The following is a 20,352-nucleotide window of genomic DNA, read 5'->3' as shown; positions in this document are numbered from 1 at the left end:
TCAGCTCTTGCTTCTGGTCTTGGTCATATGGCGCATCAGGACTTCCTGGGTGGCCTCCGCGCGCGTGACCTCGCCGGTCAGGCGGCCCTCGGCCATCGTGTAGATCCGGTCGCACATCCCGAGCAGCTCCGGCAGCTCCGAGGAGATGAACAGGACCGCCTTGCCCTGGGCCGCCAGCTTGTCGATGACGGTGTAGATCTCGAACTTGGCGCCGACGTCGATGCCGCGCGTCGGCTCGTCGAGGATCAGGACCTCGGGGTCGGCGTGGATCCACTTGCTCAGGACGACCTTCTGCTGGTTGCCGCCGGAGAGCCGGCCCACCTGCTCGAACACGGTGGGCGTCTTGATGTTCATCGAGGTGCGGTAGCGCTCCGCGACCTGCCGTTCGTGGTGCTCGTCGACGAAACCGCCCATGCTGCCGAAGCCGCGCCCGCGCATGCCGGGCAGCGACGCCAGCGACACGTTGCGGTTGATGTTGTCGATGAGGTTCAGGCCGTAGCGCTTGCGGTCCTCGGTGACGTACGCGATGCCGGCGTCGACCGCCGCCGACACCGTCCGGGTCACCACCGGGCGGCCGTTGACCGCCACCTCCCCGGCGACGTACTGCCCGTAGGAGCGCCCGAAGACGGACATCGCCAGCTCGGTGCGGCCCGCGCCCATCAGGCCCGCGATGCCGACGATCTCGCCGCGCCGCACGGTCAGCGACACGTCGTCCACGACCGTGCGCTGATGGTCGACCGGATGGCGTACCGTCCAGCCCCGCACGGACAGGGCGAGCTCGCCCGCGTCCGGGCCCTCGTACGGCGTGCGGTCGGGGAAGCGGTGGTCGAGGTCGCGGCCCACCATGCCCCGGATGATGCGGTCCTCCGACACCTGGGGCTCGTGCAGCGGGCTCTGCCGCACCGGCAGGGACTCGATGGTCCGCCCGTCGCGCAGGATCGTCACGGTGTCGGTGATCTGCCGGATCTCGTTGAGCTTGTGGGAGATGACGATGCTGGCGATGCCCTGCTCGCGCAGTTCCACGATCAGGTCGAGGAGCTTCGCGCTGTCCTCGTCGTTGAGCGCGGCCGTCGGCTCGTCCAGGATCAACAGCTTCACCTCCTTGGACAGCGCCTTGGCGATCTCCACCAGCTGCTGCTTGCCGACCCCGATGTCCGACACCGGCGTCTGCGGGTTCTCCCGCAGGCCCACCCTTTTCAGCAGCGCGTTCGCCCGGCGCAGGGTGTCGTTCCAGTCGATGAATCCGCGTCGGGCCTGTTCGTTGCCGAGGAAGATGTTCTCGGCGATCGACAGATAGGGGACCAGGGCCAGTTCCTGGTGGATGATGACGATGCCGTGGCGCTCGCTGGCCCGGATGTCCTTGAAGGCCATCGGCCGGCCCTCGAAGAGGATCTCGCCGTCGTAGGTGCCGTGCGGGTAGACGCCGCTGAGCACCTTCATCAGCGTCGACTTGCCGGCGCCGTTCTCCCCGCAGATCGCGTGGATCTCCCCGGGCCGCACGGTCAGACGCACGTCGGAGAGCGCCTTGACGCCGGGGAACGTCTTGGTGATGCCGCGCATCTCCAGGAGCGGCGCGCTCACCTGAGCTGCCCTGCCTTGAAGTACCCCTCATCGACAAGCAGTTGCGTGTTGGACTTGTCGACGCTCACAGGCTTCAGGAGGAAGGCCGGCACGGTCTTCTCCCCGTTGTTGTAGTCCTTGGTGTTGTTGACCTGGACCTTCTTGTGGGTGAGGACCGCGTCGCCCATCTTCACCGTCTGCGCGGCCAGCTTCCGCGTGTCCTTGAAGACCGTCTGCGTCTGCTCGCCCCGGATGATGGACTTCACCGACGCCAGCTCGGCGTCCTGGCCGGTGATGACGGGCAGCGGCTCGCTCTTCGTCCCGTACCCCGCGCTCTTGAGCGCCGAGATGATGCCGATGGACATCCCGTCGTACGGCGAGAGGACCGCGTCCACCCGCTTGTCGCCGTAGCTCTTGCTGATCAGGTCGTCCATGCGCTTCTGCGCGGTGCCGCCGTCCCACTTGAGCGTCGTCGCCTGGGTCAGCCGCGTCTGCTTGCTGCGGACGACCAGCTGGCCGCTGTCGAAGTACGGCTTCAGCACCTTCATGGCGCCGTTCCAGAAGTACTTGGTGTTGTTGTCGTCGGGGTCGCCCGCGAACAGCTCCACGGAGCGCGCCTCGCCCGCGTTCTTGTCGGGCTTGCCGAGCTTCAGCTTGTCGACGAGGTACTGCCCCTGGAGGCGCCCCACGCGCTCGTTGTCGAAGGAGGCGTAGTAGTCGACGTTCTTCGTGCCGAGGATCAGCCGGTCGTACGAGATCACCGGGATGCCCGCCTCGTGGGCCCGCTGGAGCACGTCGGTCAGCGCGGAGCCGTTGATGGCGGCGACCACGAGCAGCCGGTGCCCCTTCGTGATCATGTTCTCGATCTGGGCGACCTGGTTCTCCACCTTGTCGTCGCCGTACTGCAGGTCGGTCTCGTAGCCGGCCTTCTTGAACTGCGTCGCCATGTTCTTGCCGTCGGCTATCCACCGCTCGGAGGACTTGGTCGGCATGGCGAGGCCGATCGTGCCGCCCTTGCCGGTGTCCGGCTTGTAGCGGCTGCCGCCCTTGGCCTCCTGGCCGCAGGCGGACAGTGAGAGGGCGAGCAGCGCGGTCGTGACGGCGACGGCGCCGAGAGTGCGGGTGCGCATGGGTCAGTCCCCTTCCGGGACGGCGAAGCGGCGCAGCTCACCCGGCAGCCGCGAGCCGAGCGGCGACATGCCGCCGTCCGCGCCGTGCCGGGCCAGCAGGTCCAGCGCGAGACGGCCCCGCCTGACCCGTTCCCGGGCCGTGGCGTGGGCGTGCTCGCGCAGGTGCGCGCCGTAGGGGTAGATGCCGGTGGCCTTGGCCAGGCCGAACTTCACGTACAGCGGGGCGCCGCGCCGGATCAGCTCGGCGACCTCGTACATCCGGATGTAGCCGCCGAGGTCGTCCGGGGCCTCGACGTACATGTCCATCGGTGCCCGGCTCACCCGGCGGATCTCCGTGAGGTGGGCGGGCGTCAGGTCCGAGGGCACATTGAGGGAGTCGGCGCCGAGCCGCTCGTACACCGCGTACGAGGCCGGGTTGACCGGGCCGGTCAGCGCGGACAGCTTGAAGGTGGTGTCCGCGGGGAGCACTCCGGTGGCGCGCAGCCTGTGCAGCGTCCACAGGACCCCCTCGTCGGCGACGAGCAGGCACTTCACGCCGAGCCCGGTGGCGCGCACGGCGTCCTCCACGCAGCCGGCGAGCGCGTCGTGGCCGCGGGCCCGCAGCCCGGCGCCGCCGGAGTCGGTGCGGGTGGAGCCGCCGATGTCCCAGGTGCCGCGGGGGCCGGTGAACAGGCACAGCTCGATGTCGCGGGCGGCGCAGCCGTCGACCATCTCGGTGATCTCGGTGTCGGTGAGCATCCACACGCCGCTGCCCTGGCTGATCCGGTGCACGGGCACATCGAGGCGGGCGCTCTCCTTGAGGACCACGGCGAGCGCCTCGGGTCCCTCGACGGAGGGGATCTCGGTGCGCCAGGTGCCGCCGTCGGGGAACGTGTGCGGGAGGCGTCGGCCGGATCGGGGGCGGGTACGGGGTACCCGATCCGGGCGAGCGGTTCGGCGCCGGGGCGCCGGGGGGCTGACGGGGCGGTCACGGTACGGGGGCTCCAATACGTGAAAGAAGGCGCCCCGGAAGGGGCGTGGGACTCGGACCTGTGCGGCTTCGCCGCGTGCGGCCCGCAGGGAGGGGTCCCCGCGGGGTGGGGCCCCGCGGGGAGAGGTCAGGGGAGCAGGAGCACCTTTCCGACCTCGGGATCACCGGCGCCCACCAGGGCGACGGCCTCCCCGAACCGCTCCAGGGGGAAGGTGTGCGTGATGAGCGGCGCGGGATCCAGCAGCCCGAGCCCGAACGCCCGCACCGCGTCCGACCAGGCGCAGGACGGCGCCCCGAACACGGAGCGGACCTCCAGCTGGCTCAGCGACAGATGGACGGGGTCGATGCCGACGGCCCCCTGGGCGAACATCCCGGTGAGCACCACCCGGCCGCCCCTGCGGGCGAGCAGGCAGGAGGAGGCGGCGGTGGACGCCGCGCCCGCCGTCTCCACGACCAGGTCGAAGGAGCCGCCCGCCGACTCGGCGTCGGCGGGGGAGAGGGCCGCGCTCGCCCCGAAGTCCAGCGCGAGCCGGCCGCGCGCCGCGCGGGGATCGACGACGGCCAGCTCGGCGGGGCGGGACGCGGAGAGCAGCTGGACCGCGAGCAGCCCGAGGGTGCCGGCGCCGACCACCGCGACCCGCTCGCCGGGCCGGGGGCGGCCGGTCCGCACCGCGGCGGCGATCACCGCGGACGGTTCGAGCAGCGCGGCGGCGCGCAGGTCCGCGTCGTCGGCCAGCGGGTGCAGCAGGCGGGCCGGCACGGTGAGGTGGTCGGCGAAGGCGCCGGGCTCGGTGAACCCGGTCTCGGCGTAGCCGCCGGTGCACAGGCTGGTCTCCCCGCACCGGCAGCGCTCGCAGACGCCGCAGGAGCGGAACCCCTCGGCGACGGTCGCGCGGTCGATAAGCGCGGGGTCGACGCCCTCGCCCACCGCCGTGACGGTCCCGGCCCACTCGTGGCCCGGCGTCACGGGGTAGCGGACGTAGGCGGCGTCGCGATGACCGTCGTACACCTCGCGGTCGCTCATGCAGATCCCGGCGGCGCCCACGCGGACGAGCACCTCGCCGGGGCCCGGCACGGGGGGCTCGCCGGTGACCAGCCGGTGCTCGCCCGGCCGGTCGACGACGACGGCGCGGCTGCTCAACTCGCCGTCCCGCCGGGCGAGCGCTTCTCCCAGCCCTCGGCCCACAGGTCGAACCGGGCCTGCTGCTGGGGGAACTCGGCGGCGGCGTCGACGTCCAGCTCGACGCCGAGGCCCGGCGCGTGCGACAGCTCGAAGCAGCCCGTCTCCGGGTCGACCTGGGGGGCTCCCTTGACGACCTTCTTGATGTCCGCGTCCGCGAAGTCGTTGAAGTGTTCGAGGATCTTGAAGTTCGGTGCCGTGAAGCCGACCTGGAGCGAGGCGGCGGTGAGCACGGGCCCGCCCACGTTGTGCGGGGCGACCAGCATGTAGTGCGTCTCGGCGGTGGCCGCGAGCTTGCGGGTCTCCCAGATGCCGCCGATGTGGCCGACGTCGGGCTGGAGGATGTCGGCGGCCTGGCTCTCGAACAGCTCCCGGAACTCGATGCGGTCGTGGATGCGCTCGCCGGTCGCCACCGGCATGTCCACCTTCGCGGCGACCTTCGCCAGGGCCTTGAGGTTCTCCGGAGGGACCGGCTCCTCGAGCCAGGCGGGGCGGAAGGGGGCGAGGTCGCGGGCGAGCCGGATCGCGGTCGCGGGCGAGAAGCGGCCGTGCATCTCCAGCATCAGCTCGGCGTCGGGCCCGATCGCGTCGCGCACGGCCTCGATCAGCGAGACGGCGTACCGGCTCTGCTCGTGGTCCAGCTCGTAGTGGCCGGTGCCGAACGGGTCGATCTTCAGGGCGCGGTAGCCGCGCTCCATGACCCCCTGGGCGGCCTTGTGGTAGGCCTCGGGGGTGCGCTCGGTGGTGTACCAGCCGTTGGCGTACGCCTTGACGCGGTCGGTGACCTTTCCGCCGAGCAGCTGCCAGACGGGGACGCCGAGGGCCTTGCCCTTGATGTCCCAGCAGGCCATCTCGATGACCGCGATGCCCGACATCACGATCTCGCCGGCCCGGCCGTAGTCGCCGTACTTCATCCGTCGGACGAGGTCCTCGACCGCGAACGGGTCGGACCCCGAGATGTGGTTGGCCTCCGCCTCGCGGAGGTAGCCGATGAGCGCGTCGGTGTGCCCGAGCATGCGCGTCTCGCCGATGCCGGTCAGACCCTCGTCGGTGTGCACCTGGACGTAGGTGAGGTTACGCCAGGGCGTTCCGACCACATGCGTGCTGATTCCCGTGATGCGCAAGGCAGTTGTCCCTTGACTTGTTCGATATTTCGTCACACGTTCGAAATGCTGGCGTGACGTTATTCACGGTGGCCGGAACGTGTCAATGGTTCGCGCGAAATGGTCTTGAGGACGGTCCGGCGGCGGCCATTGCGCCGCGAACGCCCACCTGCCTAACCTGTGTTCGTCATACCGATCAGCGGCCGAGGTTTCGGACGCGGGGGTTCGGACGCGAAGGGTGGGAGGCCTCATGGGACGACTCGTTCCCGCGGTGACCAGGTCGCTGGACATACTGGAGCTGTTCCTGGAGGGGGACGGGACGTTCTCCGCGCCCGAGGTGACCCGCAGGCTGCAACTGCCGCGCACCACGGTGCACGAACTGCTCACCACCCTCGCGGCCCGCTCGTACCTGGTGCAGCTCCCGGACCAGCCCGGACGCTACCGCCTGGGCGTACGCACCTACCAGCTCGGCAGCCGCTACGCCGAGCAGCTGGACCTCGCGGCCGAGGGGCAGCAGGTGGCCCGGGAGGTCGCCGAGACCTGCGACGAGACCGTCCACGTCGCGATCCTGGAGGACACCGACGTCATCTACATCGCCAAGGTCGACTCCACGCACGCCGTGCGCATGGTCTCCGCGGCGGGCCGCCGGCTCCCGGCGCACTGCACCTCCGTCGGCAAGATGCTGCTCGCCTCGCTGCCGCAGACCGAACTCGAAGCCCGCCTGCGCGGGCGGGAGTTCACCGCCATGACCCCCGACAGCATCACCGATCCGGACGAGCTGGTCACCGCGCTCACCACGATCCGCGAGCGGGGCATCGCCGTCGAGCACCGCGAGTCCAATCCCGACGTGAGCTGCGTGGCCGCACCGGTGCGGGACGGCGCGGGCCGGGTCGTGGCGGCCCTGTCCATCTCCGTGCCGATGATCCGCTGGAGCGAGGAACGCGAGCGGGAGCTGGCCGAGCTGGCCGCCAAGGGCGCCGGCGACCTGTCCGTGCGCCTCGGCCACCGGGGCGCGCGATGAGGGCCGGCTGGGAGGTGGCGGTGCGCGAGCAGGCCCTGCTCGGCGAGGGCCCCACCTGGGACGCGGCCACGGAGCGGCTCGTCTGGGTCGACATCCTCGCCTCCCGCGTCCACACGTACGCCCCCGGCGACGGCCGCCGGACGGTGCTGGCCACCGAACAGCACGTCGGCGCCGCGAAGCCCCGCGCGGGCGGCGGCCTGGTCGTCAACCTCCGCGACGGCATCGGCCTCTACGGGCCGGACGGGTCCTCCTTCACCTGGCTGGTGCGCGACCCGGTGCCGGGCCGCCGCGGCAACGACGCGGCCGTGGCGCCCGACGGCGCGCTCTGGGCGGGCACCATGCGCTACGACGAGGCGCCGGGCGGCGGCGGCCTGACCCGCGTCGCCCCCGACGGCACGGTCACCGAGCAGCGGGGGACAGTCGGTGGCGTGGCCGTCAGCAACGGCCCGGGCTGGAGCCCCGACGGGCGGCTCATGTACTACGTCGACAGCCCCACGCGCCGGGTCGACGTCCTCGACTTCGACGGGCACCGCGCGCATGGCAGGCGCCCCTTCGCGGTCGTCGAGGACGGCGCGGGCGACCCCGACGGGCTCACCGTGGACGCGGAGGGCTGCGTCTGGGTCGCCCTCTGGAGCGGCGGGGCCGTCCGCCGCTACACCCCGGACGGCCGGCTCGACCGCACCGTCCGCCTCCCCGTACCGCGCCCCACCGCCTGCGCGTTCGGCGGCCCCGGCCTGCGGGACCTGTACGTCACCACGGCCCGCGTCGGCCAGCAGCGGCCGCATCCGCTGGCGGGGTCGGTGCTGGTGCTGCCGGACGCCGGGCAGGGGGTGCCGGGCACGGCGTTCGCGGGCTGAGGCGGCGGGGGCGGGGTCAGCGCTTCAGCTCCCGCAGGTACCTGCCGAACTTCTCCAGGCCGTCGATGTCGCGCGGCCCGCTGATGCCCTCGTTGTAGTCGAGGACGAAGAAGTTGTTCTTCTTCACGGCGGGCAGCTCCCTGGTGTGCGGGGACTTCTTCAGGAACTCGATCTTCTTCTTCGCCGGCTGGTCGCCGTAGTCGAAGACGATGACGACCTCGGGCTCGGCCCGGGTGACCGCCTCCCAGTTGACCTGCGTCCAGCGCTCGTCGAGCTCGTCGAAGATGTTCCGGCCGCCCGCGGTCTTGATGATGTCGTTCGGCGGGACCTGGCTGCCCGCCGTGAAGGGCTGATCGGTCCCGGAGTCGTAGAGGAAGACCGGCACCGGGTCACCGCCGGGCGCCCTCTTCGCGACGGCCGCCACCCGCTTCTTCAGGTCCCCGACGACCTGGTCGGCCTTCTTCTCGACGCGGAAGATCTTCCCCAGCCGCTCCAGGTCGCTGTAGAGCGCGTTGAACGGCGTCACCCGCTGCGGGTACTTGGGGTAGTTGAAGCAGCTCTCGGTGTGCATGAAGCTCTGGACACCGAGCTTGTCGAGGATCTGCGGAGTGATGCCGCGCTGGTCGCTGAAGCCGGAGTTCCAGCCCGCGACGACCAGATCCGCCTTGGCCCGCACGACCACCTCCTTGTTGAGCAGGTCGTCGCTGAGCATCTTCACCTTGGCGTACTCCGACGCCCAGGGCGACTCGCTCACCGGCGGGTTGGCGGGCGGCATCACATACCCGTGGACGTGCTCGGTCAGGCCGAGGCTGAACAGCTTGTCGGCGCTGCCGCCCTCGTAGGCCACGGCACGCCGGGGCACCTTGTACGGGACGGACTCGCCGCATCTCTTGACGGTGACCGTCTCGGACGCCTTGGCGTCGCCGTCCGTCTCGACCTCGGCGCCGCAGCCGCTCAGCAGCAGCGTGACCGCGAGCGCGGACGTCAGGGCGATGGACCGGGTGGGAATCATGGGGTGTTGATGCCTTTCGGAGAGATTCAGGCAGATTTGGGCAGAGCCGGGCAGAGCCGGGCAGAGGGGGTGGTGGTCAGGGGGAGGGGTGGAGCGCGTAGAGCAGCTGCGGGTCACCCGTCAGTGGGTGCGTCACGACGCTGGCCCGCACGCCGAACACCTCGGCGACCAGCGCCTCGGTGAGGACCTCCGCCGGGGTCCCGGCGGCGACCAGGCGCCCGTGGTGGAGCACGCCGATCCGGTCGCAGGCGGCGGCCGCGAGGTTGAGGTCGTGCAGCACGACCAGGACGGTGGGGCCCGCGCCCCGCAGATGCGAGAGGACCTCGATCTGGTGGCGTACGTCGAGGTGGTTGGTCGGCTCGTCGAGGACCAGTACGCGCGGCTCCTGGACGAGGGCGCGGGCGAGCAGGACGCGCTGGCGCTCCCCGCCGGACAGGGTGAGGACGCCCCGTCGGGCGAGGTGCCGGATGTCGAGCCGCTCCATGGCCCGCTCGCACAGCTCCCGCTCCCGCGCGCCGAGCGCCTGGTTGCCGCGCAGGTGCGGGGCCCGGCCGAGGGCGACCACCTCCTCGACGGTGAAGTCCAGGTCGACGGCGCCGTCCTGCGTCATGGCGGCGACGAGCTGCGCGCTGCGCCGCATCGGCAGGCGGGAGATGTCGTCCCCGCCCACGCGGACGGTGCCGGCGGCCGGGCGCAGCGCGCGGTAGACGCAGCGCAGCACGGTCGACTTCCCGCTGCCGTTGGGACCGACGAGGCCGACGACCTCGCCGCTGCCCACATCGAGCGACAACTCGCGTACGAGGCGCGTGCCGTCGACGTCGACACCGAGCCCCTCGATCCGCAGCTCCATCTCAACGCCCCCCGAACACATGCGACTTGCGGCGCATCAGCGCGATGAACACCGGCACTCCGACGAGGGCCGTGATGACACCGAGCGGCAGTTCGCGCGGGGCGACCGCCGTGCGGGAGAGCAGATCGACCCAGACCATGAAGACCGCGCCGACGAGCGGGGTGACGGCGAGGACCCGGGCGTGCCCGGCGCCGACCACCATCCGCACCAGGTGCGGCATGACGAGCCCCACGAAGCTGATGGCGCCGCTCACCGCGACCATCACGCCGGTGACCAGCGAGACGAGCACGAGCAGGGACCTGCGGTGCCGGTCGGGGTGGAGGCCGAGGCTCGCCGCGGTCTCGTCGCCGAGCGCGAGCACGTCCAGCGCCCTGCCCTGGCGGTACAGGACGACCAGGCCGAGCAGCACGACCGCGGCGACGACGGGCAGCGCGCCCCAACTGGCCGCGCCGAAGCCGCCCATGGTCCAGTACAGGACCATGCCGGTCGCCTCGCTGTCCGGCGAGAAATAGATGATCACGCTCATCACGGCCTGGAAGCCCAGCGACATGGCGACGCCGGTCAGGACGAGCCGCAGCGGCGAGAGCACCCCCCGGTGCGAGGCGGCCGCGTACACCAGGAACGACGCGACGAGCGCGCCGAGGAAGGCACCGGCCGACACGGCGTGGACGCCGAACGCGGCGAGCCCGCCGCTGACCGTCACCCCCACGGCGCCCACCGACGCCCCCGAGGAGACCCCGAGGACGAAGGGGTCGGCGAGGGCGTTGCGCACCATCGCCTGGATGGCCACGCCGACGGTGCTCAGCCCGGCCCCGACCAGCGCGGCGAGCAGCACGCGCGGCGTCCGGATCTGCCAGATGATCTGGTACGTCGTCGTCTCGTCGGCGCCGATCCGTCCGCCGGTCAGCGCCGCCCACAGATACCGGGCGGTCTCGGCGGGCGGCACGAGGACGGCGCCGAGCCCGATGGCGACGACGACGGAGGACACCAGGACGAGGAAGAGGCCGACGCAGGTCAGGGTCAGCGCCCCGGGGGAGGCCAGCCGCTCCCGCACGGCGGCCCGGGCCGGGGCGGGCGCGGCAGCCCGTGCGGCGCCGCTCACCGGGCCTCGCCCCCGGCTCCGTCGCCCCGGTGCACGCGCGGCACCAGGACGGCCGCTCCGAGCGCCACGACCACCAGCGCCCCGAACACCGCGGCGGTCCCGGGATAGCCGGCGACGGCGAGGCCCGCGCCGCCGAGCGCCGCGCCGACGAACACGCCGAGGCTCTGGCCGGCGGCGTTGAGGCTCAGCGCCGAACCGCGCAGCGAGGTCCCGCAGCGCCGCACGATGAGGCTGACCACGCACGCGGCGACGACCGCGTGACTCGCCGCGTGCAGCGCGGTCAGGGCGAGGGCGAGCGGCAGCCAGTGCGTGAAGTAGAAACCCACGACGCCGACGAGGGCGGCGACAAGTCCGAGGGGGAGCAGCCGCTCGGTGGTGAGGCGCGGTGCGGCGGAGTTGGTGAGGCGACCGGTGAGCAGGTTGCTGACGAAGAACGCCGCGCCGCTGAGCGTCCACACGAAGGCGAAGAGCCCTGCGTCGAGGTCGAACCGCTGCTCGTAGAAGGCGGCGAGATACGACAGGTACCCCATGAAGACGGCGGTGCGCAGGAAGCCGATCAGCAGGAGCGGCAGCACGCCGCGCACCGCCGCGAGCGCCTTGAACGAGGCCAGGTAGCCGAGGCGTTGGGCGTTGGGCGTGTCGCTCGGCGGTGTCCGCTTCCCCCGGGCCACGAAGACGACCGCGAGCAGCAGCGACACGGCGCTCACGCCCAGCAGGTCGCCCTGCCAGCCCCAGTACAGCGCGGGCAGCGCGATGACGGGCGCCGCGAGCATGGCGGTCATCGACTGGACGGCGGTGACCAGGGTCGCGGCCCGTCCGGCGGCCTTGCCGGTGCCGAAGCGGTCGGCGGCGGCGGCCGTCAGCGCCGGGTTCAGGACGGCCGTGCTCGCGCCGATGAGCAGGCAGAACACGGCGAGCAGGACGAAGTCGCCGCCGGCGCCGAGCGCCGCCGAGAGGCCGAGCGCGGTGAGGGCGCCGGCCGCCGCCCACTCCTTGCGCACCCGGTCGATCAGCGGGGCCAGCGCGGTGCCCACCAGGAGTGCGGCGAGCCCGCCGAGTCCGCGCAGGCCGCCCATCGCGGCGACGCCGGTGTCCGCCCCGTCGGCGATCGGCACGAGGTAGGTGCTGAAGACGGTGAACGGCAGCAGTCCGACCGCCGAGGCGAGCAGTACCGGCCACAGTGCGCGGGCCATGCGCAGGTCGCCCGGCACCGCTTCCCCGGTGCCGGCCGGGGTGTCCTTGCGGGCGTCGACGCTCACGCCGTGGCTCCGTTCGGCGCGAGGGCGGCCCGGTAGCGGTACATCGGCGTGGGGTCGGCGCTGAACTGGGAGAAGGTGAAGGGCTCCGCGTTCAGCCCGGTGACGCCGGCGCCGAGGAAGGCGCGGGCGACGGCGCTGCCGCTCTGGGCGTAGACGGTCAGCGGCACCCGGTGCTCCACGCAGTGCCGCAGGATCAGGTCGAAGGTGCCGTTGCCGAGCGTCATACCGGTGGCGACCACGGCGTCGGCCTTCGCCAGGACCTCGGTCATGTCGTCGCTGACGGGCTCGCCCCACGCGGTCGTCCGCAGGTTGAGGTCGCAGGGCAGGCAGACGCCGCCCCGCTCGCGTATCGCGGCGACGAGCGGGTTGACCACGCCGATCAGGGCGACCTTGGCGCCGGGCCCGATGTCGAGCAGCCCCGCCACGGCGGCGTCCCGGGCCTCGGCGCGGACCTCGGGCATACCGGTGGGCAGCATGACGCGTTCGGCGTCCTCGGCGTCGCGGTGCGGGCGCACCCGGGCCAGATAGGCGTCGAGCGCGGCGGTGCGCACCGGCGTGGACTCGTCGCGCAGGAGCTTGTCCAGGGGGTGGCCGGAGGCGTTCTCGCAGAAGCGCGGGGCGAGTTCGCCCGCCTCGAAGGAGCAGGCCCCGAAGGCGTCGCCGACCCGCAGCAGCAGGTAGTGGTTGTGGTACGTGACGTCGCCGCCCGCCAGCCGGGTGGTGTGGTAGAGCCAGAACGCGCTGGTGACGGTCAGCTCGGCGGGGTCGGGGCCGTACTCGCCCGCGAGGACGGCCTCGGTGAGCTCCGCGACGGAGCGGGGCGCGGGGTGGGACATGGGTGGGTTCTCTCCCGGGATCGCGGGTCGGTAAGGGGGTGCAGGGGGTGCAGGGGATGCAGGGGGTTCAGGGAATTCAGGGGTTGTGGGGCGGCCAGGCCGTGGTGGACCACGGGTGGCGCAGGTCGTCGAGCGAGGTGACCTCGTGCGGCTTCAACGTGTCGATGTCCGGCGCCTGTTCGTGGTGGGCGTAGGCGCTCTCGACGTAGCGGTGTCCGGTGTCGGCGGCGATGAAGACGTAGGTGCGGGAGCCGTCCCCGCGCCGCTCCCACAGCGCGCTCAGATAGGCGGCGCCCGCCGAGAGCCCGGCGAAGATGCCGCCGGTGCGCAGCAGGGAGACCGCCCCGCAGACGGCGCTGTCGAAGTTCACCCAGTGCACGCGGTCGTACAGCTCGTGCCGTACGTTCCGGAACTCGATGGCGCTGCCGATCCCGGCGATGATCATGTCGGGGTCGGCGACGTGCTCGGAGCCGAAGGTGACGCTGCCGAAGGGCTGGACGCCGATGAGCCGCACGTCCCGCCCGGCCTCGCGCAGATAGGTGGCGAGGGCCCCGGTCGAGGCGCCCGACCCCACACCCCCGACCAGCGCGAGGGGACCGGCCGGGAGGTCTTCGTCGAGCGACTGGGCCACCTCGCGGTAGCCGTGGTAGTGGATCGCGTCGTGGTACTGCCGCATCCAGTGGTACGAGGGGTTGGCGGCCAGGATCTCGGCGATGCGGCGCACCCGCGACTCCTGGTCCAGGCGCAGGTTTTTGGAGGGCGCGACCTGCTCCAGCGTGGCGCCGAGTATCTCCAGCTGCACCCGCGTCGAGCGGTCCACGGTCGTGGAGCCGACGATGTGGCACTTCATGCCGTAGCGGTGACAGGCGAGGGCAAGGGCCTGGGCGTAGATGCCGCTGGAACTGTCGATGAGCGTGTCACCGGGCCGCACGGCACCGGTGTCGAGGAGGTGGCGGACGGCGCCGAGAGCCGAGTAGATCTTCATGGTCTCGAACCGCAGACAGGCCAGATCGGGTGCGAGGGATATGAGATCCGGTTTCTTCACCGCTTCGGCGATGTGGGCGTGCATGACGGGACCCCCCGGTAGGGATGTGAGAGCTGGAGAGGCCGGGGGTGGGTGCGGCTCCCCGGAACGCCGAGAGCATCACACTAGATGAAAATGATTGTCAAGACCGGGTAAGGTCGCCGCACTGGTCCATGAGGAGCGGTGCGCCGTGCGCGCCCGCCGTGTCGAGAGGAGTCGCGTGAAGCTGTCCCAAGAGGTCGGAGCGAGGGCCTGCCTGCCGCGGCAGGGACCGCCGGCGCCGTGGGCGGGCACGGGTACGGGCGTGGGTGCGGGTACGGGCGTGGGCACCGCGTTCGGCACCTTCGGCGAGCTGCTCCAAGGCGTGCTGCCGGAGGAGGACGGGGACTTCCTCGTGACGCTGCCCGTCGCCCGCTGGACCATGGCCACCTTCCGGCGGGAGTCCCCCTCCGGGGAGCTGGAGGTCTGGCCCCGGCACAAGACGAAAGCACTCCGACTGGCCCAGATGATCGCGGAGTTGGCGCCGGTGCGTGCCCGCTCCGCGCACGGCGGATCGCTGACCCTCGACAGCGTGATCCCCGAGGGCAAAGGGCTCGCCAGCTCCTCCGCCGACCTCGTCGCCACCGCGCGCGCGGTCGGCCGGGCGCTCGGCGTCGCCCTGCCGCCCGCCCGGATCGAGCGGCTCCTGTCCCGCATCGAACCGACCGACGGAGTGCTCTACCCGGCGATCGTCGCCTTCCACCACCGCAGCGTGCGGCTCCGCGCGGTCCTCGGGTCGCTGCCGGCGATGGCCGTGGTCGGCGTCGACGAGGGCGGATCGGTCGACACCGTGGACTTCAACCGCATCCCCAAGCCGTTCACTCCGGCCGACCGGCGCGCCTACGCCGACCTGCTCGCGCGGCTCACCGACGCCGTGCGCGGCCGGGACCTCGCACGGGTCGGCCGCATCGCGACCCGCAGCGCCCTGATGAACCAACGCCTGCGCCACAAGGCCCTGTTGGACCCAATGCGAGACATCTGCCGCGAGGTCGGCGGCCTCGGCGTGGCCGTCGGGCACAGCGGTACGACCCTGGGCATCCTGCTCGACGCCACGGACCCCGCGTACACGCGCCGCGTGACGGCGGCGGCCCAGGCGTGCGGGGAGCTGGCGGGCGGCGTGACGCTCTACCGGACGCTGAGCTTCCCCACCACGTCCCCGTGCTGAGCGTGTGGTCCGAACGGTTCGGCGAGGGCGGCGCCCGCGCCGGACCAGAGCGGGCCCACCGGTTCAGCGGCGGCCGTCGGCCGGGCCGTCCTCACGGGGCCACGCCGAACGGCGCAGCAGGCGCAGCCCGTTGAGGCCGACCAGGACGGTGGACCCCTCGTGGCCCGCGACGCCGAGTGGCAGCGGCAGATGCCCCACCAGGTCCCAGACCACCAGGGCGCCGATGCACACGGAGGCGATGACGAGGTTCTGCACCACCACGCGCCGGGCCCGCCGGGAGAGCGCCACCACCGCGGGCACGGCGACGAGTTCGTCCCGCACCACCACCGCGTCGGCGGTCTCCAGGCTCAGGTCGGAGCCGGTCCTGCCCATCGCGATGCCGCTGTGCGCGGTGGCGAGCGCGGGCGCGTCGTTCACGCCGTCCCCGACGACGAGGACCCGCTCGCCCCGCTCCTGCCACTCCCGTACGGCCGCTGCCTTGTCCTGCGGAAGGAGCCCGGCCCGCACCTCGTCGATCCCGGTCTTTCGGGCCAGCGCGGCGGCGGCCGCCGGGGTGTCGCCGGTCAGCAACACCGGGGTGCGGCCCGTCAGTTCCCGCAGCCCGGCGACGGCCTCGGCGGCCTTCGGCCGGGGCAGGTCGGCGAGGCGCAGAAGGGCCGAGGGAACGCCGTCGACCACGACGAGGACGAGGGTCCCGCCGTCCCCGTCGTCCGCCGCGCCCCCGCTCCCGTCCCGGCCCTCGGCCGCGCTGCCGCCCCCGGCCGCGCGCGTCGAGGCGTACGCGGGCATGACCGACGTACGGGCGGCCTCGTCGGCCAGGAGCCGCTCGGGGCTGCCGACCTGGACGGTGCGGCCCGCGACGAGCGCGCGGACGCCGCGCCCGGGAGCGGCGGCGAAGTCGTGCGCGCCCTCCAGCGGCAGCCCGCGCTCGCGGGCGGCGGCGACCACGGCGCGGGCGAGCGGATGTTCGCTGGGGTGCTCCGCGGCCGCCGCCAGGGCGAGCACCTCGTCGCCGGTCAGGTCCGTGCCCGGCAGCGTCCGGATGTCCGTGACGCGGGGCGTGCCCTCGGTGAGCGTTCCCGTCTTGTCCAGGGCGACCTTCGTGACCGCGCCGAGCCGCTCCATCACGACGGCGGACTTGACGAGGACCCCGTGGCGTCCCGCGTTGGCGATCGCGGAGAGCAGCGGCGGCATGGTGGCGAGGACCACCGCGCACGGCGAGGCCACGATCATGAAGGTCATGGCCCGCAGCAGCGTCCCGGTGAACGCGGCGCCGAGCGCGAGCGGCACGGCGAACAGCGCGAGCGTGGCCACCACCACGCCCACCGAATAGCGCTGTTCGACCTTCTCGATGAACAGCTGGGTGGGCGCCTTGGTCTCGCTGGCCTCCTCGACCATGGCCACGATGCGGGCGAGCACGGAGTCCGACGGGTCGCGGCCCACGCGCACGCGCAGCGCCCCGGTGCCGTTGAGGGTGCCCGCGAACACCTCGTCGCCGGCCTCCTTGGTGACGGGCAGGGGTTCGCCGGTGATGGTGGCCTGGTCGACCTCACTGCGGCCGTCGAGCACGGTGCCGTCGGCGGGCAGCCGCTCGCCGGGCCGCACCAGAACGAGGTCGCCGACCCGCAGCGCGTCCGCCGCCACCCGCTCCCCGTCGCCGCCGTCCGGGGGCAGCCGGAGCGCCATGGCGGGGGCGAGGTCGAGCAGGCCGCGCACCGAGTCCGCGGTGCGCCGGGTCGCGAGGGCCTCCAGGGCGCCGGAGACCGCGAAGATGACGATGAGCAGCCCGCCGTCCAGGAACTGCCCGATGGCGGCGGCGCCCAGAGCCGCGACCACCATCAGCAGATCGACGTCCAGACTCCGCTCCCGCAGCGCCCGGAGCCCCTCGAGGCCCGGCTCCCAGCCGCCGGCCGCGTAGCACACCGCGTACAGCGGCCCCCATGCCCAGGCGGGGGCCCCGGCGAGGTCGAGCGGGAACGCGAGCAGGAACGCGGCCGTGGCCAGCGCCGCCCAGCGCACCTCGGGCAGGGCGAGCAGCCGGGTGCGCCGCGCCCGTGCGGGTACGGCGGGGGAGGGGGCCGGGGTCGGCCGGTCGCCCACCAGAGCGGAAGACATCGGAGCACACCTCGTGGTCGGGGTCGTCGCGCGCCGCGGGACGCGGCGGGACCCACCATAGCGGAACACATGAAGAGGTCTTCACGTATACGCCGAGGGAACGTGCGCGCCCAGTAGGATTGCCCCCATGGGACACGGAGTCGACAGCAAGACCACACCTGCGACGCACCTCGACGCGGACTCCGCCGCCACCATCGCCGCGACCCTCCAGGCGCTGGCCACCCCGTCCCGGCTGATGATCCTCACCAAGCTGCGCCAGGGGCCGTGCGGGGTCGGCGCGCTCGCCGAGGCGGTCGGCATGGAACAGTCCGCGGTCTCCCACCAGTTGCGCCTGCTGCGCGCCCTCGGCCTGGTCACCGGCTCGCGGCAGGGGCGGCGCATCGTCTACAGCCTCTACGACAACCACGTGGCGCAGCTCCTCGACGAGGCCGTCTACCACATCGAGCACCTGCGTATCGGCGCGCGCGATCTGCCGACGCGGGGCGACCTCGACTGAGGGCGGCCCCCGCTCAGCGGTGCACGCCGACCCCCGACCGGTCCGGGGCGAACCGGGGTCGCAGCACCAGTTCCTCGTCGTACTCCCCGCCGTTCTCGTGGCGGTAGGGCAGCGGAGCCGTCGTGCCCAGCGTCCGCAGGCGCTCGCGCAGCGCCGCCACACCGCGGGCGTGTCCCTCCCGCGTGAGCCGGTCCGCGCCGTACACCACGAACGGCGGGAGCGCCGCCATGCCGGTGTACCAGAACGTGCCGTGCAGCAAGGGGAACAGCACTTCCTCCAGCTGCCCGTGGATGCCGCGCGGGCCGAAGCCGGACTCCCGGGCGCCCACCGAAGTGACGATCAGCGCCCGCTTCCCGGCCAGCCCGCCGTCCCCGTACCGCCGGGTGCGGCCGTCGGAGCCCTGGAGGCCGAAGCCGAAGCCCCGCACCAGGACGCGGTCGAACCAGCCCTTCAGGATCGCGGGCGGACCGAACCACCAGAGCGGGAACTGGAAGACCAGTGCGTCCGCCCAGGCGATCTTCTCCTGCTCGCGGCGGATGTCGTCGCCCAACTCTCCTCGCGCGTACGAGCGTTCCTGCTCGGCGCCCACGAAGAGGCGCCCGGGCGGCGCGTCCTTGAAGTCGTCGGCGTCCACCACGGCCTTCCAGCCCATGGCGTACAGATCGGAGACGCGGTGCTCATGGCCGAGCGCGTCCAGTGTGCGCAGCCCCTCGGCCATCAGGGAGCCGTTCAGGGAGCGCTGTTCCGGGTGGGCGAAAATCCAGAGAACCTTCATGCCCTCGATCGTGCGGTGCGCGGCGGCGGGTCGACGAGTGGCCAGATCGCCAGGGGTCGCAAGGATCTGGCCACAGGTAGGGGTCACCCGGCGCGCCAGGGGGCGTCGGCAACGCCATCGGGCGGCCCCCCGAAGAGGGCCGCCCGATGGCGTCGACGTCGTACGGCGATCAGTCCTTGGCGATGCCCTTGCCGACGTCCTTGGTCTTCTCCTTGGCCTCCCGGGCGTCGCCCTTCACCTTTTCGGCGCGGCCCTTGGCGGTGAGGCGTTCGTTGCCCACGGCGCGTCCCGCGGCCTCCGCTGCGGCGCCGGTCGCCTGCTCGGTCTTGGCCTTGGCCTTCTCGTTGGCGGTCATGGTCCGCTCACGCTCCTTGGCATCGACATCATGTGCTGTCCATGCGTGTGACCGCTTCGCCGCCGCGTAAACATGGATCACCGCAATCACTGCCATCACGGCCAATCGCCGCAATCACCCCAGCCGCACGGGCAGCGCCCGGTGCCCGTTGCTGATGAGCGAGGGCATCGGTCGCAGGTCCTCGTGGGGGACCGCCAGTTCCATGTCGGGGAACCGCTCGAAGAGCGACCGCAGCGCGGTGGCCACCTCCAGACGGGCCAGCGGCGCGCCGAGGCAGAAGTGCACGCCGTGCCCGAAGGCCAGGTGCTCCTTCGAGGGGCGGGTGGCGTCGAAGCGGTCGGCGGTTCGCCCGTGCCAGTCGGGGTGGCGGTTCGCGGCGCCGTAGGAGGCGAGGATCGCCTCGCCCCGGGCGATCGTCCGCCCGTCCGGCAGGGCGATGTCCGCGACGGCGAAGCGCAGCGGCAGATGCTTGACGGCCGACTCGTGCCGCAGGGTCTCCTCGACGACGTCCTCCCAGCCGGCCCGCCCGGCCCGCACGTGAGCGAGCTGCCCGGGGTCCGTCAGCAGGGCGGTGACGGCCTGGTCGATGACGTTGACGGTCGTCTCGTACCCGGCGCTGATCATCAGCAGCAGCGTGTCGCGCAGCTCGGCGTCCGTGAAACCGCTGCCGTCGCCCTCCTCGTCGCGGGTGGCGATGAGCAGCGAGGTCATGTCGTCGCCCGGCTCGGGATCGGCGCGCCTGGCCGCGATGAGCCGGTCGAGGGCCTCGTACAGGGAGGCGGTGTTCGCGGCGGCCTGCGCGGTGCTGAGGGTGGTGGAGAAGACCCCGTCGACCAGGCCGCGGAAGCTCTCGCGCCGGCTGTCGGGGACGCCCATGAGCCGGCCGATCACCGCGATCGGCAGCGGGTAGGCAAGCGCCTCGCGCAGATCCACCTCCTCCCCGGCGGGCCGGGCCGCGAGATCGTCGAGGAGCGAGTCCACGATCGCCTCGACGGCGGGGCGCATGGCCTGTACGCGCCGGGAGCTGAACGCGGGTGCCACCATGCGGCGCAGCCTGCGGTGGTCGTCGCCGTAGGCGGTGAACATGTTGTGCACCGCCACCCACAGGGCGAGCGGCCAGTCCGGCACGGCCTCGGCGAAGTCCGGCCAGTGGGCGCGGGCGTCCTTGGAGACGTCGGGGCTGTTGAGGAGCCGCTTGAGGAGGCGGGGGTCGCTGACGGACCAGGCGGGCACCCCGAGCACGTCCACGCGGGTGGCCGCTCCCCGGGCCCGTAAGGCCTCGTACTCGGCGTGGTGGTCCTCCCCGGCGGGATCCAGGACCAGGAGGGGCTGTTCGGGCACGATGGCTCCTTCGGTGAGTACACGGATGGTGCGTATACGGGTGGCGCGTACATGGGCTGCGCATACGGGTGTTGCGTAGACGGGTGGTGCGTACACGGGCGGGCAAGGCATACCCGCGTCCGCCGCGGCCCCACCCTCTGGCTCTACACTCGCGCTGCGCCG

Annotated in this window: 18 protein-coding genes and 1 pseudogene; 4 read left to right on the top strand and 15 right to left on the bottom strand. The window is 72.6% G+C overall.

Annotation, left to right across the window (positions count from 1 at the left end):
• The 5 genes and pseudogenes from mmsA to ACZ516_RS10185 all read right to left on the bottom strand — a co-directional run bounded on the left by mmsA (window position 1) and on the right by ACZ516_RS10185 (window position 5,964).
• Window positions 1–1,581: a multiple monosaccharide ABC transporter ATP-binding protein gene (gene mmsA / locus ACZ516_RS10205; protein WP_469009524.1), complete on the bottom strand. Its 1,581-nt coding sequence runs from the start codon at window positions 1,579–1,581 to the stop codon at window positions 1–3.
• Window positions 1,578–2,690: a multiple monosaccharide ABC transporter substrate-binding protein gene (chvE, locus tag ACZ516_RS10200; RefSeq protein ID WP_358698609.1), complete on the bottom strand. Its 1,113-nt coding sequence runs from the start codon at window positions 2,688–2,690 to the stop codon at window positions 1,578–1,580. Before chvE ends, mmsA begins: the two co-directional genes overlap by 4 nt.
• Before the next feature lie 3 nt (window positions 2,691–2,693).
• Window positions 2,694–3,661: pseudogene (locus ACZ516_RS10195) on the bottom strand (hypothetical protein).
• A 126-nt stretch (window positions 3,662–3,787) separates the two neighbouring features.
• Window positions 3,788–4,801 (bottom strand): zinc-dependent alcohol dehydrogenase, encoded by a 1,014-nt coding sequence (locus ACZ516_RS10190; protein WP_469009523.1) that lies wholly within the window; start codon window positions 4,799–4,801, stop codon window positions 3,788–3,790.
• The gene (locus ACZ516_RS10185; protein WP_358581722.1) at window positions 4,798–5,964 is read right to left on the bottom strand and encodes a mandelate racemase/muconate lactonizing enzyme family protein; all 1,167 of its coding nucleotides are present in this window, start codon (window positions 5,962–5,964) and stop codon (window positions 4,798–4,800) included. Before ACZ516_RS10185 ends, ACZ516_RS10190 begins: the two co-directional genes overlap by 4 nt.
• Window positions 5,965–6,193: 229 nt before the next feature.
• On the opposite strand from ACZ516_RS10185, the gene ACZ516_RS10180 reads away from it, so the two are divergent.
• Complete coding sequence (locus ACZ516_RS10180; protein WP_361084004.1) at window positions 6,194–6,964, top strand: IclR family transcriptional regulator; 771 nt, start codon at window positions 6,194–6,196, stop codon at window positions 6,962–6,964.
• On the top strand, window positions 6,961–7,821 hold the full coding sequence (locus ACZ516_RS10175; RefSeq protein ID WP_358581727.1) for an SMP-30/gluconolactonase/LRE family protein: 861 nt from the start codon (window positions 6,961–6,963) through the stop codon (window positions 7,819–7,821). The genes ACZ516_RS10180 and ACZ516_RS10175 overlap by 4 nt, the downstream gene beginning before the upstream one ends.
• A 16-nt stretch (window positions 7,822–7,837) precedes the next feature.
• Here ACZ516_RS10175 and ACZ516_RS10170 read toward each other — a convergent pair whose 3' ends face one another.
• From ACZ516_RS10170 to ACZ516_RS10145, 6 genes are all read right to left on the bottom strand, one after another.
• The gene (locus tag ACZ516_RS10170) at window positions 7,838–8,833 is read right to left on the bottom strand and encodes an ABC transporter substrate-binding protein (protein ID WP_361084010.1); all 996 of its coding nucleotides are present in this window, start codon (window positions 8,831–8,833) and stop codon (window positions 7,838–7,840) included.
• Window positions 8,834–8,909: 76 nt separating this feature from the next.
• Window positions 8,910–9,683 (bottom strand): ABC transporter ATP-binding protein, encoded by a 774-nt coding sequence (locus tag ACZ516_RS10165; RefSeq protein ID WP_469009520.1) that lies wholly within the window; start codon window positions 9,681–9,683, stop codon window positions 8,910–8,912.
• 1 nt (window position 9,684) lies between these two features.
• Window positions 9,685–10,737 carry a FecCD family ABC transporter permease gene (locus tag ACZ516_RS10160; RefSeq protein WP_469009641.1) on the bottom strand — a complete coding sequence of 351 codons (1,053 nt, stop codon included), beginning with the start codon at window positions 10,735–10,737 and terminating at the stop codon, window positions 9,685–9,687.
• A 44-nt stretch (window positions 10,738–10,781) separates the two neighbouring features.
• Window positions 10,782–12,044: an MFS transporter gene (locus ACZ516_RS10155; protein ID WP_469009518.1), complete on the bottom strand. Its 1,263-nt coding sequence runs from the start codon at window positions 12,042–12,044 to the stop codon at window positions 10,782–10,784.
• A complete protein-coding gene (locus ACZ516_RS10150) occupies window positions 12,041–12,880 on the bottom strand; it encodes a Rossmann-like domain-containing protein (RefSeq protein WP_469009516.1) in 840 nt (279 codons plus the stop codon). The genes ACZ516_RS10155 and ACZ516_RS10150 overlap by 4 nt, the downstream gene beginning before the upstream one ends.
• Window positions 12,881–12,956: 76 nt before the next feature.
• Window positions 12,957–13,949: a pyridoxal-phosphate dependent enzyme gene (locus ACZ516_RS10145; protein ID WP_469009514.1), complete on the bottom strand. Its 993-nt coding sequence runs from the start codon at window positions 13,947–13,949 to the stop codon at window positions 12,957–12,959.
• Between the two features lie 277 nt (window positions 13,950–14,226).
• Between ACZ516_RS10145 and ACZ516_RS10140 the strand changes: the two genes are divergently transcribed.
• The gene (locus ACZ516_RS10140; RefSeq protein ID WP_469009640.1) at window positions 14,227–15,108 is read left to right on the top strand and encodes a GHMP family kinase ATP-binding protein; all 882 of its coding nucleotides are present in this window, start codon (window positions 14,227–14,229) and stop codon (window positions 15,106–15,108) included.
• Between the two features lie 63 nt (window positions 15,109–15,171).
• On the opposite strand, the gene ACZ516_RS10135 is transcribed toward ACZ516_RS10140, so the two are convergent.
• On the bottom strand, window positions 15,172–17,223 hold the full coding sequence (locus ACZ516_RS10135) for a heavy metal translocating P-type ATPase (RefSeq protein ID WP_469009512.1): 2,052 nt from the start codon (window positions 17,221–17,223) through the stop codon (window positions 15,172–15,174).
• A gap of 127 nt (window positions 17,224–17,350) precedes the next feature.
• Here ACZ516_RS10135 and ACZ516_RS10130 point away from each other — a divergent pair, with 127 nt between their 5' ends.
• Entirely contained in the window at window positions 17,351–17,719 is a 369-nt protein-coding gene (locus ACZ516_RS10130) for an ArsR/SmtB family transcription factor (RefSeq protein WP_469009510.1), read from the top strand.
• 13 nt (window positions 17,720–17,732) lie between these two features.
• On the opposite strand, the gene ACZ516_RS10125 is transcribed toward ACZ516_RS10130, so the two are convergent.
• The 3 genes from ACZ516_RS10125 to ACZ516_RS10115 form a co-directional block, all read right to left on the bottom strand.
• Window positions 17,733–18,494 (bottom strand): NAD(P)H-dependent oxidoreductase, encoded by a 762-nt coding sequence (locus tag ACZ516_RS10125; protein WP_469009509.1) that lies wholly within the window; start codon window positions 18,492–18,494, stop codon window positions 17,733–17,735.
• A 169-nt stretch (window positions 18,495–18,663) separates the two neighbouring features.
• Window positions 18,664–18,849, bottom strand: a complete 186-nt coding sequence (locus tag ACZ516_RS10120; RefSeq protein ID WP_358586205.1) for a CsbD family protein — start codon at window positions 18,847–18,849, stop codon at window positions 18,664–18,666.
• Window positions 18,850–18,963: 114 nt separating this feature from the next.
• On the bottom strand, window positions 18,964–20,190 hold the full coding sequence (locus ACZ516_RS10115) for a cytochrome P450 family protein (protein WP_469009507.1): 1,227 nt from the start codon (window positions 20,188–20,190) through the stop codon (window positions 18,964–18,966).
• Window positions 20,191–20,352 lie beyond the last annotated feature (162 nt).

This window comes from Streptomyces sp. NPDC034037 (assembly GCF_055575715.1).
The sequence above is the reverse complement of the archived record's forward strand: the minus strand, read 5'-3'. Positions and strand labels throughout refer to the sequence as shown.

Excerpts from the sequence above, each read along its gene's own strand:
- ACZ516_RS10120 (WP_358586205.1), bottom strand. The coding sequence starts at position 18,849 with ATGACCGCCAACGAGAAGGCCAAGGCCAAGACCGAGCAGGCGACCGGC.
- ACZ516_RS10170 (WP_361084010.1), bottom strand. The coding sequence starts at position 8,833 with ATGATTCCCACCCGGTCCATCGCCCTGACGTCCGCGCTCGCGGTCACG.
- ACZ516_RS10125 (WP_469009509.1), bottom strand. The coding sequence starts at position 18,494 with ATGAAGGTTCTCTGGATTTTCGCCCACCCGGAACAGCGCTCCCTGAAC.
- ACZ516_RS10130 (WP_469009510.1), top strand. The coding sequence starts at position 17,351 with ATGGGACACGGAGTCGACAGCAAGACCACACCTGCGACGCACCTCGAC.
- ACZ516_RS10165 (WP_469009520.1), bottom strand. The coding sequence starts at position 9,683 with ATGGAGCTGCGGATCGAGGGGCTCGGTGTCGACGTCGACGGCACGCGC.
- ACZ516_RS10175 (WP_358581727.1), top strand. The coding sequence starts at position 6,961 with ATGAGGGCCGGCTGGGAGGTGGCGGTGCGCGAGCAGGCCCTGCTCGGC.
- chvE (WP_358698609.1), bottom strand. The coding sequence starts at position 2,690 with ATGCGCACCCGCACTCTCGGCGCCGTCGCCGTCACGACCGCGCTGCTC.
- ACZ516_RS10150 (WP_469009516.1), bottom strand. The coding sequence starts at position 12,880 with ATGTCCCACCCCGCGCCCCGCTCCGTCGCGGAGCTCACCGAGGCCGTC.
- ACZ516_RS10145 (WP_469009514.1), bottom strand. The coding sequence starts at position 13,949 with ATGCACGCCCACATCGCCGAAGCGGTGAAGAAACCGGATCTCATATCC.
- ACZ516_RS10180 (WP_361084004.1), top strand. The coding sequence starts at position 6,194 with ATGGGACGACTCGTTCCCGCGGTGACCAGGTCGCTGGACATACTGGAG.
- ACZ516_RS10135 (WP_469009512.1), bottom strand. The coding sequence starts at position 17,223 with ATGTCTTCCGCTCTGGTGGGCGACCGGCCGACCCCGGCCCCCTCCCCC.